Here is a 14,256-nt window from a genome sequence, read left to right as displayed (position 1 = left end):
CTTTCTAGTATGAGGCGCTGGTGTTCTTGCATGGTACGGCGCAGTCGGGTGGGCCCGGAAGTCCGGGTCCACCCGACCAGGCGGCTCAGGCCCTGGAGGCCTTGTCGATCGCTTCCCACAGCCCGTTGAGGTACGCGATTCCCAGTGCACGGTCGTACAGACCATAGCCCGGGCGCCCGGTCTCGCCCCAGATCATCCGGCCGTGGTCCGGACGGATGTACCCGTCGAAGCCGACGTCGTGGAAGGCCTTCATGATCTCGTAGATGTCGAGCGAACCCATCTCCGAGAGGTGCGCGGCCTCCTCGAAGTTGTCGTTGCCGAGGTGCTTGATGTTGCGCACGTGGGCGAACGGCACCCGGTCGCGACCGGCGAAATAGCGGATGAGCGCGGGAACGTCGTTTTCCGGATTCTCACCGAGGCTGCCGGTGCAGAGGGTCAGCGCGTTGTGCGGGCTGTCGACCATTTCGACGATGGTCTTGAGGTCGTCGAAGTTCTTCACGATCCGGGGGAGGCCGAAGATCGGCCGGGGCGGGTCGTCCGGGTGGATGGCCATCTTGATGTCGTACTTCTCGCAGGTCGGGATGATCGCCTCGAGGAAGTACCGCAGGTTGTCGGAGAGCTTCTTCTCGTCGACATCCGCGTACTGGGCGAACAGGGCCTTGAGGCCCTTCATACGCTCGGGCTCCCAGCCCGGCATGACGTATCCGTTCGAGTCGCCCTCGACCGATGCGGCCATGCCCTCGGGGTCCATGGTGTCGACGATGGACTGGTCGTAGGCCATCGTCGTCGAACCGTCGGGAAGCGTCCTGGCCAGCTCGGTGCGCACCCAGTCGAAGACCGGCATGAAGTTGTAGCAGATGACCTTGATGCCGAACTCGGAGAGATTCCTGATGGTCTCCTTGTAGTTCTCGATGTACGCGTCGCGGCTCGGGAGCCCGATCTTGATGTCGTCGTGGATGTTGACGCTCTCGATCACCTGGAGGCTCATCCGGGCTTCCTCGATCTGTGCTTTCAGGTAGGCGATCTTGGCTTTGGGCCAGACCTCGCCGACCGGGACGTCGTAGAGGGCGCCGACGACACCTTCGACGCCCGGAATCTGCCGGACCTGCCCGAGCGTGATCTTGTCGTCGTCGGGTCCGAACCACCGGAATGTCATTTGCATGATGCTGTCTCCTCTGTATTGCTTGTGGTGCCGTTGCTTGTGGTGCTGTTGCTTGTGGTGCTCGCGTACTTGTGCAGCGTGCTCCGGACCGCCCCGGGACCCGCGACGAGTTCTTCGACGTACCCCTCGATCCGCGCACCGAGTCCGGTGTCGTACAGGTTCAGCCCGAAGATCTCCCGGTTGGAGAGGATCGGATGCAGCCGCCGGCCGACACTGGCCGGGTCCCCGAGCCTGATGTCACTCACGTACCGGCGCAGGTGCTCGTTCATCGGGTCCGGGCTCAGCTCGAACGGCTCTCCCCGGTCGTCGAGTGCGAGCAGGTAGCGGCACCAGCCGGCGATGGCGAGCGGAATGAACGTCAGATCGTCGGCGGCGCCATTGTTCCGGTAGAGCTTGATCGTCTCGCCGAAGCGGATCCCGACCTTCTGCGAGGTGTCGGAGGCGATCCTCTGCGGGGTGTCCGGGATGCGCTCGTTCGGCAGCCGTTCCCCCACGACCTGGTCGAGGAAGCTCTTCGGGTCGATGATGCCGGGGTTCGTCACGACAGGGAGCCCCTCGCGGTAGCCGATCCCCCTGATCAAGGTCGAAATATCAGCATCTTCGGTTTCTTCGGCGATTGAAGTGAAGCCCAGGAGGCATCCGAAAATCGCCATGGCCGTGTGCAGCGGGTTGAGGCACGTGCACACCTTCATGCGTTCGACCTTGTTGACGGTGTCGCGGTCGGTGAAGTACACGCCGGCCTTCTCGAGCGGTGGCCGGCCGTTGGGGAAGGCGTCCTCGACGACGAGGTAGTTGACCTCCTCGGTGTTCACGAAGGGCGCCGTCGTGGTGCGCTTCTGCGTGACCAGGATCTCGGTGTCGCCGAATCCCGCCGCCCGAAGCTCGCCGGCGACGGAGGCCGACGGGCTCGGTGTAATCCGGTCGATCATGCTCCACGGGAACGCGACCCTCGCCGGGTCGGTGACATAGCCGAGGAACCCGTCGTCGACGAAGCCCCGGTCCTGCCAGGCGCGGGCGAACACGAGGATCGCGTCTCGGAGCTTCTCGCCGTTGTGGGAGAAGTTGTCGGTGCTGAGCATCGCGATCGGGGTCGCACCGGCCCGGTAGCGCTCGAGGAGGAGCGAGGCGAGGTGCGCCATGGTGTGCCGCGCGTGGTCGGGACCCGCCTTGATGTCCCCCAGCACGAGCCCGGAAAGCTCGCCGTCCGGGCCCTTCAGGTTGTAGCCCTTCTCGGTGATCGTGACCGTGGCCAGTTGCAGGCTCGGGTTCGCGAAGATCGCCCTGACCCGTAACGTGGCGACCGGGTTCGACTCTGCGAGGTACCGGCTCTCGGTGATGCTCGCGATCAGTTCCTTCTCGATGTCACCGTTCGCCTTCATCACGACGGTCAGGGAGAGGTTGTCGCGGCCCTGGTAGATCGTCTCGATCAGTTCGTCGTCGTAGGTGTCGACGACGACGATTCCGACGTCGCTCTCACCCGCGTTGAGCAGGTGCTGCTGCAGCGAGGCGTGCAGGCACCGGAACAGGTTCCCGCCGCCGAAGTGGATCCACGCCGGATTCGCCGAAGTGGTGAGCTGGACGGCTGTGCGGTCGAAGTGAGGCACAGTGATGCCGGCCGCCTCGAATGTCGCCAGGTTCTGCATGGTTTCTGTCGTGAGGGTCAGCATCAGTTCTTGGCTCCCGCCGTGGTCAGTTCGACCTGGATCTGCTCGAGCGTCTTGCCCTTATTCTCCGGGACCAGCTTGTACGTGAAGACGCACATCACCAGGCAGAAGAAGCCGAAGAGCACGAAGGTCATCGGTGTGCCCCATTTCTCGAGGAGGATCGGGAAGAATTGGGTGACGAGGTAGGTGCCGAGCCAGAGGACCGACGAGCCGATGGATGCCGCGCGGCCGCGGATGCGGGTCGGCCACAGTTCGGAGATGACCACCCAGATGCCGGGGCCCCACGAGGCTTCGAAGCCGACCGTGTGCAGCAGGATGAGGGCGAGGATGACGCCGTCGGTGAGGAGGCTCATCGGGGTCGGTGTCGAGAAGGCCGCGCCGATGCCGATCAGGCACAAGGCCATCAGCGCTGTGCCCCAGACCAGCAGGCGCTTGCGGCCGACGCGGTCGACGAGAATCATGAACGAGACCACGAACAGCACCTTGACGACGCCGACCACGACGGTCTCGATCAGGGCGACGCTCGTGCTCGCACCGGCCTGCTTGAAGATGACCGGGGCGTAGTACGCGACGGCGCTGACGCCGGTGAGCTGCTGGAAGAACGACAGGCCGATCGTCAGCACGAGGGCGACGCCGAAGCCCTTCTTGAAGAGCTCCCGGAAGAAGCCCTTGTTCGGGCCATCCTGCACGATCTGGAACTGGACGAGGGACTTCTCCGCGTCGACCGAACCCTGGATCCTGGTCAGGATCGCCCGGGCCTTGCCGGCCTGCCCCTTCTCGAAGAGGAAGCGCGGCGTTTCGGGCACGAGGAACATCAGGACGAAGAACAGGACGCCGGGAACGACACCGGCCGCGAACATCCAGCGCCAGCCGGACTCGAGGTTCCATTCGAGGGCGTGGGTGTTGGCGATCAGAGCGTTGACGATGTAAACGAGCAGGATGCCCGAGGCGATCGCCAGCTGGTAGCCGCCGACGAGGCGCCCACGAATCTTGGCCGGGGCGATCTCGGCGATGTACAGCGGCACGACCGTCGACACCACGCCGACGCCGAGGCCCCCGATGACGCGGAAGACGATGAGCATCGCGGGGCCCGCGGCGAGTCCGCAGCCGATGCTCGAGACGATGAAGAGCACGGCGCCGATGAACATCAGTAGGCGGCGACCGAGCCCGTCGCAAAGGAACCCGGCGATCAGGCAGCCGGCGATGGCGCCGAGGGAGAGCGAGGCCGTGACGAAGCCGCTGAGGCCGGCATCCATCTGGAATCGGCTGCTCAGGAAGCCGATGGCTCCCGAGATCACGCCCTGGTCGAAGCCGAACAGCAGGCCGCCGAGGGCGGCGATGACGGTGATGAGGACAACGAAGCCGTTGCCGGCGTGTGATGTGGGTTGTGCTGGTGCGTGTGCGACGGTCATTGTCGCCACCTTCCTGGGGATGGAGCTCGTCCCGAGACGGATGGTCCCTGGTTGCTTTGACTACTACCATACTAGTGTTCCGAAGGAGTGGCCCGGACACGTCGAGGATTTCCTCGGCCTGCTCGACGATCGTGACGTTCACCCCGTGGTCAGCGAGATGCAGGGCGAGCTCGCACCCGACGAGGCCGCCACCGACGATCACCGTTGTCGCGCCCGGGTGCGAGACGCCCTCGAGCACGTCGGCGGCCGAGAACACCGGCACGCCACCGGGAAGCGCGAAGAGCCGTGGCACCGAACCGGTCGCGATGATGATCTCGTCCGCGGCAGATGCCTCGATCATCGTGTCGTCGACCGGCGCATTCAGGTGCACCTCGACTCCGAGCTCGGCGAGCGTGGCCTCGTACCAGCGGATCAGCGCGAGGTCGTCCTCGTTGAAATCTGGGACGCCTCCCGGAATCAGGTTTCCGCCGAGGGCAGCGGAGGCCTCATAGATGACGGGCACGTGCCCGCGCAATGCGAGCACCCTGGCCGCCTCACAGCCGGCGACTCCGCCGCCGACGATCATCACGTTCTTGGCCCGGAGCGCCGGGTGCAGGCGCCACTCGGCCTCGCGTCCGCACTGGAGGTTGACCGCGCAGTTGATGGCGGCGAACGCTTCGATCCGGCCCATGCACCCCTCCTGGCAGGAGAGGCACGGGCGGATCAGGTTCTGGTGCCCGCTGTGCAGCTTGTTGACGTAGTCGACGTCGGCGAGCAGTGGGCGGCCGAGCGAGACGAGGTCCGTCGCGCCGTCCTCGACTGCCGCGAGTGCGATGTCCGGGTCGTCCATCCGGCCGGCGCAGATGACCGTGATGCCGACCGCATCGCTCCGCCTTGGCGAAGGGCACGTAGAGGCCCTTCTTCTGGTACATCGGCGGGTGGTTCCAGAACCAGCAATCGTAGGTGCCCACGTCGATGTCGAGGGCGTCATATCCGTACTCCTCGAAAAGGCGCGCGGCCTCCAGGCCCTCCGGGAGGTCACGGCCCTTTTCGACGAAGTCTTCCCCGGGAAGACCGCCCTCGCGCCAGTCCTTCACGAACGACTTGGGGCTGAATCGCAGCGTGACCGGGTAGTCGGCGCCGCAGCGTTCCTTGATTTCGTCGACGATCTCCCGGGCGAAGCGCAACCGGTTGTCGAGGCTTCCGCCGTACTCATCGGTGCGCTGGTTATAGAACGACGTCGCGAACTGGTCGAGGAGGTAACCTTCGTGCACGGCGTGGATCTGCACGCCATCGAACCCGGCGCGCTGGGCGAGCACTGCGGAATCGCCCATGCTCCGCACCGTCGCGTGGATCTCCTCGACCGTCATCGCGCGGCAGATGACCTCAGACCAGTGGTGCTGGATCGGCGCATCGGAGAAACCGAGGAGCCCCATCGGCGCCATCGCGAATCGGTTTTTGAGCTCCATCGACCCGAGGTTCGTCGGTTCGAACAGGCGGCGATATCGAACGGATGCGCGGGGCGGCGCCGGAGGGGCGAGTGCAGCGGATGCTGGTGGTGCAGTCTTAATCGTTGGGACAGCCAGGATTGACGTAGCGGTATCCTCGTTGGTTGAGTGGATCCGTCAACATCGTTGTCAAGGGTGCAGCTTCTTCGGCAAAGCCGCGACGGTCCCTCCCTCCTCACGGTACGCTCAGCGCGGCGAGGGGGACCGAGGAAACGGCCGAATCGGACTCTGTCAGGCTCAGTGCTCGTGCCGGTGGTGCATGTCCGGGTAGTGCTCGTGGCTGTGGGTGATGGCTTCGTGCGTGTGTTCGTGCTTGTGCCAGGTTCCCGGCGGAACCGGCTCGGCATGGTCGTGCTGGTGATGATCATCGTGGGTGTGCCAGTGGTCGTGCGTGATCGGTTCGTGCGTGTGCTCGTGCTCATGGCGTTCGGTGAGGTGAAGCCAGATCCCGACAACCATCAGGAGGCCGGCAATGACGAGAGGCCACGTCACAGCGTCGCCGAGAATGATGGCCAGCACGGCACCAAAGAACGGCGCGATCGAGAAGTACGCCCCGGCCCGCGCCGTACCCACATGGCGCATTGCGACGATGAAAAGAACCAGGCTGATGCCGTAGGCGAAGAACCCGACCACGAGGGCCGCAGCGATGTTTCCAGCTGCCGGGAGGTGCGCACCGAGGAGGAAGGCGAGCGACAGGTTGACCGGGCCGGCGACGGACCCCTTGACGGCGGCGAGCCACGTCGCATCCGTCAGCGCGATCTTTCGGGTGAGATTGTTGTCGAGGCCCCAGCAGAGGCACGCGCCGAGGATCGCCAAGGACGGCCAGGCAATGCCGAAGTTCGCCCCGCCGGGGGCACTCAGGATGACGGCGCCGGCTACGATCGCGAGCATTCCGAGGGCGATGCGCCGGTCGAAATTCTCCTTGAAGACGAACCACGCCAGCACGGCGGTGAAGACGCCTTCGGCGTTCAGCAGCAGCGATGCGCCCGAGGCCGGTATGTTCGAGAGCCCGAGCATCAGGAGCACCGGGCCGAAGATCCCGCCGAACAGGATCGCACCCGACAGCGGCACCCACTCGGCGCGGCTGAGCCGCACCCGGGGCGACCGGCGAACGAGCCGGATCAGGCCGAGGCCGATCCCGGAGCCGCAGTACAGCAGGCCGGCCAGCATCCACGGGCTGACCTCGCCGAGGAGGATCTTGGCGAGCGGCGTTCCGGCACCGAACAGCAGCGCGGACACCAGCGCCGCCTGGACTCCCCGGTTGGCGAGGGCGCCCGCCCTCGAGCCCTTCTCCGGTGATGAAGTATTCATCCGCATAGTCTCTCAGACGCCTGGGCGATCGCACTCGGGACAGTGGTGAGACTACCGGTTTCCGAGACGGCCAGTCCTCAACAAAGTGCTTCTGACCGGCTTATCCACAGGTGGTTTGTGGGGTGGCGGATGCCGGTGGAATGTCGGTGGTCCTCCGTAGAGTGACCGGTATGACAGCTGAAGAACCCTCAGAAGTTCACGCGGAAAGCACGGTGGACAGCACGGCGGAACCCCCGCCCGGGGCCCCTCCCGACAACCCTCCTGAGACCTCCCTCAACCCCCGGCACCTGAGCCTGGTGGAGCCGTCCCTGCCCGAGGTGTATGACGCGATCCGGGAGGCGGACCGGGAGATGAACCGGGCCGCCGCGAAGCGGGCGGCCGCGATCTATGCCGGGCAGCGGGTGCTGGCCGATGTCGGCCGGGCCCGCGCGGAAGCCGCGGTTCGCGCCGGGGGCCCGCGCCCGCCGTGGTCGCCGGAAGAAGCCACGAAGGAGGAGTTCACCTGCGAGGTCGGCGCCCTGCTCCGGCTCCCGCGCCGGACGGCGGAGACCCTGATCGAAGCCAGCCGCACCCTCGCCGAGGACCTCCCCGCAACACGGGAAGCCTTGACCTCCGGGGTGATCAGCTACCGGCACGCGCAAGTCATCATGGAGCAGGCCTGGGGCATCCGGGTCGATGACCCGGTGGCGGCCGCCCGGGCCCGCGCCGTGTTCGAGGAGACCCTCGTGCCCGACGCGGAACTGCTCACCGTCGCGAAGCTGTCCGACCGGGCCCGGCGGGTGCGGGAACGCACCCACCCGGAAACCATCACCGCGAGGCACCAGAAGAGTGTCGAGGATCGGCACGTGGTGTTCCAGGCCCTCAACGACGGGATGGCGTCGCTGTCTGTGACCGGGGACGCGGAGAAGGTGCAGGCCGCCTACCACCGCACCCTCGACACGGCGCTCTGCCTGCAGGGCCCGGAGGAAACCCGCACCCTGACCCAGCTGGCGGCAGACGTGCTCACCGACGTGCTGCTCAGCGGGGTCACCCCGGACGGTCTCGGTGCCGGGGTGGCCGCGCAGGTCAACGTCACCGTTCCCGTGCTGACCTTGCTGGGCACGAGCGAGGAACCCGGGTATCTGGCCGGGTACGGACCCATCGACCCCGACACCGCCCGGCGTCTCGCGGCCGGGGCGCCGAGCTTCACCCGGCTACTCACCAACCCCGAGACCGGGGTCGTGCTCTCCATGGGACGCGACACCTATAAACCGCCAGCAGCGCTCAAGAAGTGGCTCGAGGTGCGGGATGAGACCTGCACCTTCCCCGGGTGCCGGCGCTCCGCGAAGCGGTCAGACCTGGATCACAGCGTGGAGTGGCAGCACGGCGGTGAGACGGACGCGATGAACCTCGCCCATCTCTGCCCGTATCACCACGCCGTGAAGAGCTACACGAGGTGGTCGCCGAGACACCTCGGCGATGGTCGCATCGAGTGGACGTCCCCGGCCGGGTACCGCTACATCGTGGAACCCTCAGCGGACATGAGACCACCCCGGAAACCCACGCCCGTACCCAAACCGCCGGCCCCGTTCGTCGATGTCTGGAACCTGGACCCCACACCCGACGACCCCGACGACCCGACACCGTTCTAGAACCAGCGGGTCCCCTTCACTGGGCTACAACGTCCTCGGCCGCCGTAGCTATCGCGGCCGCGGCCCAGAAAGCCAGAGCAGCCAAAGCAGCCAAAGCAGCCAAAGCAGCAAGTGCGGCGACCGACCAGAGGCGACCAATCAGAACGGGATCATGGCCGGAATATGTGGATTGCTTCACGGACCGCGTAGTAGACGATCACGTAGCCGGCGAGCGGATCCGCCCACCACCAGCCGAGGAACAGGTCGAGGGCCACCCCCACCAGCACGGCGACGGCCAGCAAACCGTCGATCAACGTCACTCGACCTTCCGTGACCAGCACGGGATTTCCGAGGGCGCGGCCGGTCCGGCCCTTCCCGAACGCCAGTGCGAACATGACAACGGCCGTTACGCCCGTCCAGACAATTCCGGCAACGCTCGGCGACGCATGGTGGTTCGACGCCAGGGCCACGGTCGATTGCACGGAGAGGTATGCGGCGAGCGCGACGAACGCGACACCGATGAGCCGCAGCGCACGATGCTGACGAGCCTCCCCCGTGCCGGACAGCTCCCAGAGCACGACCGTGCTTGCACCGATCTCGATGAGGCTGTCGAGTCCGAATCCGATCAGGGCGACGGACGATGCGGCAACGCCGAGCACGGCCAGGATAGCGACCCCGAAGACGTTCCAGCCCAGGGTGACATATTCGAGTCGTCGCCCCCGCCGGAGGAGAACCACCTGGGTGTCGACGGCTCCGCTTGAACGCATGCCGTCCAGCGTAGAGTGAATGTCTGGGCAGATCACAGGCTCAGAGGGTCGGTGCTGCGCGCAGCGCTCCGCTCCCGAATCTCCCGAACCTCCCGCATCGCCATCGAAGCCGGTCGGGGTGATGCCTGGTTTCGCTGGCTGGACCTGGACGGTCGCGTCGTCTCGATCCAGGAATTCAGCGCCTCGCACACAAGACCGAGGTCCTCGGTCGCCGCGGCATCCAGCTCGACGCCGTGGATCGCCACCGCGCACACCCCTCACCACACCACCCGCGCGACCGCGTTGCACGGCTCGCCCCAACTAATCACCAGCTAAGGACCCACCCATGACACCCCCCCTCGTCGACACCATCAGCATCGCCCGCTGCATTGACCACACCCTGCTCAAGCCCGAGGCCACCACCGCCGACGTCACAGCCCTCGTTGCCGAGGCCATCGACCTCGGCACCTACTCTGTCTGCGTCTCTCCCTCCATGCTGCCGCTCACCATCCCGGACGGTGCCGACCTCAGGGTCGCGGTCGTCTGCGGTTTTCCCAGCGGCAAGCACCACAGCATCATCAAGGCCGCCGAGGCCGCCCTCTCCATCGAGCAAGGCGCCGACGAGATCGATATGGTCATCGACATCGGTGCGGCCAAGGCCGGCCGCTTCGCCGACGTGCAGGCCGACATCTCCGCCGTGCGTGCCAGTGTCCCCGTACCGAAGGTGCTCAAGGTCATCATCGAATCCGCGGCCCTGACCGATGCCGAGATCGTCGCCGTGTGCGAAGCGTCCGTGGCCGCGGGCGCCGACTTCGTCAAGACCTCCACCGGCTTCAACCCCGCCGGCGGGGCCACTGTGCATGCGGTTCGTCTGATGAAGCAGACAGTGGGCGACCGGGCCCAGGTGAAGGCGTCGGGCGGAGTCCGCAGCTTCGACGATGCCCTCGCCATGATCGAAGCGGGCGCGAGCCGCCTCGGAGTCTCCGGCAGCGCGGCGCTGCTCGCCGGCGCCATCCCGACCGGAGCTGCCGGATCCTACTGACCCCGTCTCAGGCAAAGAATGACCCGGACTTCTGACGGAGTTCGGGCCAGTGTGGCGGGAGCGGGAATCAAACCGACGACGCCTTCCGCGCTTCCCCGTCAGCTGAAATGGCCGGAGAACTAATATGTCAGCTTCGACCAGGATCAAGGCGCGAGTTCTTGCGATATGCACCTCAGCTACCGCCCGACAACGAAGTGGACGACTTCCCCGCCGAGTGACCTCGCTACTGATTCGGCGGATGCCTTCTGCCCGGCGAGATCGGGATCGGGTCCAGGCGTGGCGTCCAGCGACAGCTTCAGAAGCGCGTCCTGATTGCCGGTCACCTGAAGCTGCAAGATCGGAACACTTCCGGCCGTCACGGTCCACCCCTCACCCTTCGCGTAATACATCTCCGCCCCGTCCGACTTGAGGATTTGTGTCAGGTCCCCGTGCGCTTGGTCCATCCAGCTGTTGACGTTAAGCAGGCGCCCGTCGAGGGTGCATGTCGCGGTCGATGCAAGTCCCGGTCCGCCGCCACCGATGTTTCCAGCCGTGACCTCGCTGCAGCCCTCGATGCCTGAGGCGATCGTCGCCGCGTTCTCGCCGTAGTACGTCGTCGGCATCGGACTCGGACTGGACCCCGCGATCGGGGTGCTCGAGCACCCGGACAGGAGCAACACAGAGATCAGACCTATCGCGGCACGCTTCATCGATTCCCCCATTGATGTGGCCCTGACATTACCGCTGGTGAAGGGGCGGCGTCGACCCCACACACGGGTCAACTCCCGTCCACGTGAACTCCTCCTACGTCGTCACCCCTGAAGCATTGAGCCCGCTTCGGATCGTGCCGAAAGGACCAGACGCCTCACTCTGGAGCCGGTAGCGCCGAGAACGCAGGTCTGAGCGAAGGTGACGCTCACGCGATCCGCAATGCCGGCGGGCGCGCCTCCGACGATGCCATCCGCTCGCTCGTCATCTCCTACAAGCTCCTGGGCACCAAGGAATGGTTCGTCATCCACCACACCAACTGCGGGATGGAATTCTTCACCGACGAAGTCATCCGCGGGCTGCTCGCCAACAGCCTGGAGACGGCCGCCCTCGGCGAGGCTGGCTTCTACGACGTCGGCACCGGCCCGGGCTCGGCGGAGGCGAAGTACGTCGACTGGCTGACGATCTCCAACCAGGCGTCGAGCGTTCTGGAGGACGTCGAACGCATCAAGGCGCATCCGCTCGTTCCCGCGGGGATCCCGGTCTACGGCTACATCTACGATGTGACGACCGGCCGGCTCGTCGAGGTGCCTGCGGCCACGGCCGCCGGCTCGGCGCACTGAGGCAGCCCATGCCAGGCTGAGGCGCGGTGCCGGGGGCAAGCCTGCTGGCGCTAGTAGTGCAATTCGTTAGTTAGTCGGGGGTCTGATCTCGACCGCTGCAACGCCACCGCAGTCCCATTCGATTGGCGCTTCGGCCGCGCAACTCTCCGCGATCTCCTCAACCGCGTCACCGCCCACGAACCAATAGCCGCCTAACCCCCGACGAACTAACGAATTGCACCACTAGTCGAAGTCGAGGTCGAAGTTCTCGTTCCAGTCGTAGTCCAGGATCGCTACCGTGTCCGAAATACCAGAAAACGGGATGTCCGACACCAATGCCGCCAAGTAGTGCAGGTGCTGGACGGTATCCGAGAAGTCAGGTGCTGGCCAGGGAGAGCATTCCGGGACGGTGAGTAGCCCGCTGAACGGGCCCACGATCAGAACAACGAGTATCAAGTTCCCCTCGTCGCTCACGGCAGGGATCTCGATGGTCTGGGTCCGATGGCCGTCGGCCAGCGCCGCGATCAGGCTCACCAAAGCTTCTGCCACTTGGCCTGTAGTGACGAACGATCCGCCACCATAAGACACGCGCCTCATGCCTACGGAATCGTGTTCTCCGCACGGCAGGGAAAGGACCTTGCCGTTCGAAGCCACCCCTAAGCCAGGCGCCGATCCTCCGACCGTGCTGAGAATTCCGATCTTCCTCACGTTGCTCCCCGATCAGTAGAACGGCATCACAGCCCTAGTTCTCGACGATACGAGGCAGGGAAGTATCCTGTCTGTCCGCATTTACGGGGACGCGCGCTACGCGAGGCTCGGCGACTCCCAGCGTCACGCTCCTGTGCAGCAGTGGTTCTGACATCGCCTCATCAAAGGCCAGGTTCACGGCCCCGCCGCGCGACCACGAACCAAAAACGGTGACGATGAAGTCAAGCGACGCCACGTCGCTACCGACCTCGGCACCCTCCTCCCCGTTCTGGCTGCCGGAGTATGCCTCCTTTCCGCCTCGGGTCACTTCCCGCGCACCCAGGGCGGACGTCGTACGAATGCTGCGTACCGCGCTTTGCTCCGGTGTTCCGCGGTCCCTTGCCGATTCACCCCTGACTCTGTTTTTCGGAGCGAGCAGGCGAGTACGGTGTGACTCTGTCCTCTCTCTGGCGGCGTTCTGTGATCGCTATTTGGCGCATCGAACTGATTGCCCGCGCCGGTTTCGAGCGGGGCCAGTGTCTTGAATCCGATGGGTTTTGAGGCACTTCGGTTGCGAGACACTTCTTTGCGCGCTACCTGCACACATCGCCGGCGCTCGGTGCCCTCAAGCCGAACGCTGCACACCGGCCCAAGAAGTCAGTTTGGATTACTTAGACCACTTCTGCCCGTTTGCCCGATGATGATCACTGTCACATATGACGAACCCGGCGACGCCGGCTTCACCGCGAGGTCGTAATACCCAGGGAGGTAGGGGGACTCGGCTTTTGTATTCACTGACACGTAGCCCCACCCGTCTGTCCCGTTGATCTCGATGGAGTCCGCGCTGCTTGATCCTGTGGGAAATTTTGATCCTGTGGGAAGTCCGAATTGTGGGTAGGTCCGGCGGTAGTAATCCAGGATCGTGGAGGGACTGTCTGGAGCGGCGAAGACGGTCGTGACACCGGCGTCCTTCGCAATCCCCGGTTCGGAGCTTCCGAGGTACTCGGCTCGCCGAGCAGAACACCACCGGGTGGAGGATTAATGAGGATGGGAACCACCCGGATCTGTGAAACTGTTTTCCCCGCGTCGGGCGCGTTGAACGAGCAGCCCGCCACCCCGAGCACGACGGCCACGCCGACACCGAACACGACGCCCAACCTCACGAAACGACGCATGTTCAGGCCCCCGCTCGAGTGACGATTCATGGTGTGATCTCAATTCCCGATGCTCTAACGCAGTGCCGTGGAATACCCGGTGATCCGGCTCTTCCACCCGGACGCAATTGTGCTTCCTGCGCCAGATACATCGCTCACAAACGTGTCGAGTTCCTTCCTTTCAGTCGTGGTATCGCTGCCGTTCGCCGCTGTGGTGAGGCGATCGAGGCGGTTGTGTTCGCTGACGTAGAGGCCGACGCGGCTGATCGCACCTTCTTTTTGGGCTTGTTCCCAGAGCCTGGCGAGCGTGCTCGTGTCCAGTGTCGTGCTGATCCATTGGCTCCTGTCGAGCGGACCGATGAAGAGTGTGCCAGTTGTACCGGACAGGGTGGTGTCAGCAGTTGAGGTGAGCGTCAGTCCACGTAGCGGGTAGCTCCCGGATCCGGTGGAGCCGATGAGGTTGCCGTCCAGGTCGAAGCTGAGAGGGTTGCGCCCCGCCTCATAGTCGACGGGACTGCCGTGGCGCTCAACCCCACCGGACTGTTGACCCGGGTGACCAGGCCGACACCGATCGGGGTATCGCCCACCGTAATCGTGATGGTGCGTGTGGCGGCTTTGAGCCCGGTGAGGCTGATGACCGCGATTTGCACGCCGAGTCCGTTGCCGCTTGGGTCGACGGTGACCGTTGCCGC

Annotated in this window: 12 protein-coding genes and 1 pseudogene; 4 read left to right on the top strand and 9 right to left on the bottom strand. The window is 65.2% G+C overall.

The features are described 5' to 3' along the window. Positions 1-85: 85 nt before the first annotated feature. From uxuA to RCH22_RS18040, 6 genes and pseudogenes are all read right to left on the bottom strand, one after another. The gene (uxuA, locus tag RCH22_RS18060) at positions 86-1,162 is read right to left on the bottom strand and encodes a mannonate dehydratase (RefSeq protein ID WP_327015023.1); all 1,077 of its coding nucleotides are present in this window, start codon (positions 1,160-1,162) and stop codon (positions 86-88) included. Next, positions 1,153-2,829 carry a mannitol dehydrogenase family protein gene (locus RCH22_RS18055; RefSeq protein WP_327015022.1) on the bottom strand — a complete coding sequence of 559 codons (1,677 nt, stop codon included), beginning with the start codon at positions 2,827-2,829 and terminating at the stop codon, positions 1,153-1,155. Before RCH22_RS18055 ends, uxuA begins: the two co-directional genes overlap by 10 nt. Next, on the bottom strand, positions 2,829-4,238 hold the full coding sequence (locus RCH22_RS18050) for a sugar porter family MFS transporter (RefSeq protein ID WP_327015021.1): 1,410 nt from the start codon (positions 4,236-4,238) through the stop codon (positions 2,829-2,831). The genes RCH22_RS18055 and RCH22_RS18050 overlap by 1 nt, the downstream gene beginning before the upstream one ends. Before the next feature lie 112 nt (positions 4,239-4,350). Beyond that, positions 4,351-4,803, bottom strand: a pseudogene (locus RCH22_RS21245) (FAD-dependent oxidoreductase); the annotation flags it as partial. Then, entirely contained in the window at positions 4,772-5,686 is a 915-nt protein-coding gene (locus RCH22_RS18045) for a hypothetical protein (protein ID WP_327015020.1), read from the bottom strand. The gene RCH22_RS18045 and the pseudogene RCH22_RS21245, both read right to left, overlap by 32 nt. Positions 5,687-5,962: 276 nt before the next feature. After that, entirely contained in the window at positions 5,963-7,036 is a 1,074-nt protein-coding gene (locus RCH22_RS18040; RefSeq protein ID WP_327015019.1) for a DMT family transporter, read from the bottom strand. Positions 7,037-7,206: 170 nt separating this feature from the next. Between RCH22_RS18040 and RCH22_RS18035 the strand changes: the two genes are divergently transcribed. Next, positions 7,207-8,667, top strand: coding sequence for a DUF222 domain-containing protein (locus RCH22_RS18035; RefSeq protein WP_327015018.1), 1,461 nt, complete (start codon positions 7,207-7,209; stop codon positions 8,665-8,667). A 149-nt stretch (positions 8,668-8,816) separates the two neighbouring features. On the opposite strand, the gene RCH22_RS18030 is transcribed toward RCH22_RS18035, so the two are convergent. Then, positions 8,817-9,413 carry a cation transporter gene (locus RCH22_RS18030; RefSeq protein WP_327015017.1) on the bottom strand — a complete coding sequence of 199 codons (597 nt, stop codon included), beginning with the start codon at positions 9,411-9,413 and terminating at the stop codon, positions 8,817-8,819. A gap of 51 nt (positions 9,414-9,464) precedes the next feature. Here RCH22_RS18030 and RCH22_RS18025 point away from each other — a divergent pair, with 51 nt between their 5' ends. Together RCH22_RS18025 and deoC are read left to right on the top strand one after the other, a co-directional pair. Beyond that, on the top strand, positions 9,465-9,728 hold the full coding sequence (locus tag RCH22_RS18025) for a hypothetical protein (RefSeq protein WP_327015016.1): 264 nt from the start codon (positions 9,465-9,467) through the stop codon (positions 9,726-9,728). 10 nt (positions 9,729-9,738) lie between these two features. Then, positions 9,739-10,434: a deoxyribose-phosphate aldolase gene (deoC, locus tag RCH22_RS18020; protein WP_327015015.1), complete on the top strand. Its 696-nt coding sequence runs from the start codon at positions 9,739-9,741 to the stop codon at positions 10,432-10,434. A gap of 176 nt (positions 10,435-10,610) precedes the next feature. Here deoC and RCH22_RS18015 read toward each other — a convergent pair whose 3' ends face one another. Then, the gene (locus tag RCH22_RS18015) at positions 10,611-11,135 is read right to left on the bottom strand and encodes a hypothetical protein (protein WP_327015014.1); all 525 of its coding nucleotides are present in this window, start codon (positions 11,133-11,135) and stop codon (positions 10,611-10,613) included. Positions 11,136-11,447: 312 nt separating this feature from the next. On the opposite strand from RCH22_RS18015, the gene RCH22_RS18010 reads away from it, so the two are divergent. Next, positions 11,448-11,744 carry a hypothetical protein gene (locus tag RCH22_RS18010; protein ID WP_327015013.1) on the top strand — a complete coding sequence of 99 codons (297 nt, stop codon included), beginning with the start codon at positions 11,448-11,450 and terminating at the stop codon, positions 11,742-11,744. Between the two features lie 222 nt (positions 11,745-11,966). Here the strand turns inward: RCH22_RS18010 and RCH22_RS18005 are convergent, their stop codons facing one another. Continuing rightward, the gene (locus RCH22_RS18005; protein ID WP_327015012.1) at positions 11,967-12,257 is read right to left on the bottom strand and encodes a hypothetical protein; all 291 of its coding nucleotides are present in this window, start codon (positions 12,255-12,257) and stop codon (positions 11,967-11,969) included. Between the last annotated feature and the right edge of the window lie 1,999 nt (positions 12,258-14,256).

This window comes from Cryobacterium sp. GrIS_2_6, from assembly GCF_035984545.1.
Taxonomy (GTDB): domain Bacteria; phylum Actinomycetota; class Actinomycetes; order Actinomycetales; family Microbacteriaceae; genus Cryobacterium.
This window is presented reverse-complemented; position numbering and strand designations above follow the sequence as displayed.

Bases quoted from the DNA above. Each gene is read 5' to 3' on its own strand.
- RCH22_RS18035 (WP_327015018.1), top strand. From the start codon at position 7,207: ATGACAGCTGAAGAACCCTCAGAAGTTCACGCGGAAAGCACGGTGGAC.
- deoC (WP_327015015.1), top strand. From the start codon at position 9,739: ATGACACCCCCCCTCGTCGACACCATCAGCATCGCCCGCTGCATTGAC.
- RCH22_RS18010 (WP_327015013.1), top strand. From the start codon at position 11,448: ATGGAATTCTTCACCGACGAAGTCATCCGCGGGCTGCTCGCCAACAGC.
- uxuA (WP_327015023.1), bottom strand. From the start codon at position 1,162: ATGCAAATGACATTCCGGTGGTTCGGACCCGACGACGACAAGATCACG.
- RCH22_RS18040 (WP_327015019.1), bottom strand. From the start codon at position 7,036: ATGAATACTTCATCACCGGAGAAGGGCTCGAGGGCGGGCGCCCTCGCC.
- RCH22_RS18030 (WP_327015017.1), bottom strand. From the start codon at position 9,413: ATGCGTTCAAGCGGAGCCGTCGACACCCAGGTGGTTCTCCTCCGGCGG.
- RCH22_RS18050 (WP_327015021.1), bottom strand. From the start codon at position 4,238: ATGACCGTCGCACACGCACCAGCACAACCCACATCACACGCCGGCAAC.
- RCH22_RS18045 (WP_327015020.1), bottom strand. From the start codon at position 5,686: ATGGAGCTCAAAAACCGATTCGCGATGGCGCCGATGGGGCTCCTCGGT.
- RCH22_RS18015 (WP_327015014.1), bottom strand. From the start codon at position 11,135: ATGGGGGAATCGATGAAGCGTGCCGCGATAGGTCTGATCTCTGTGTTG.
- RCH22_RS18055 (WP_327015022.1), bottom strand. From the start codon at position 2,829: ATGCTGACCCTCACGACAGAAACCATGCAGAACCTGGCGACATTCGAG.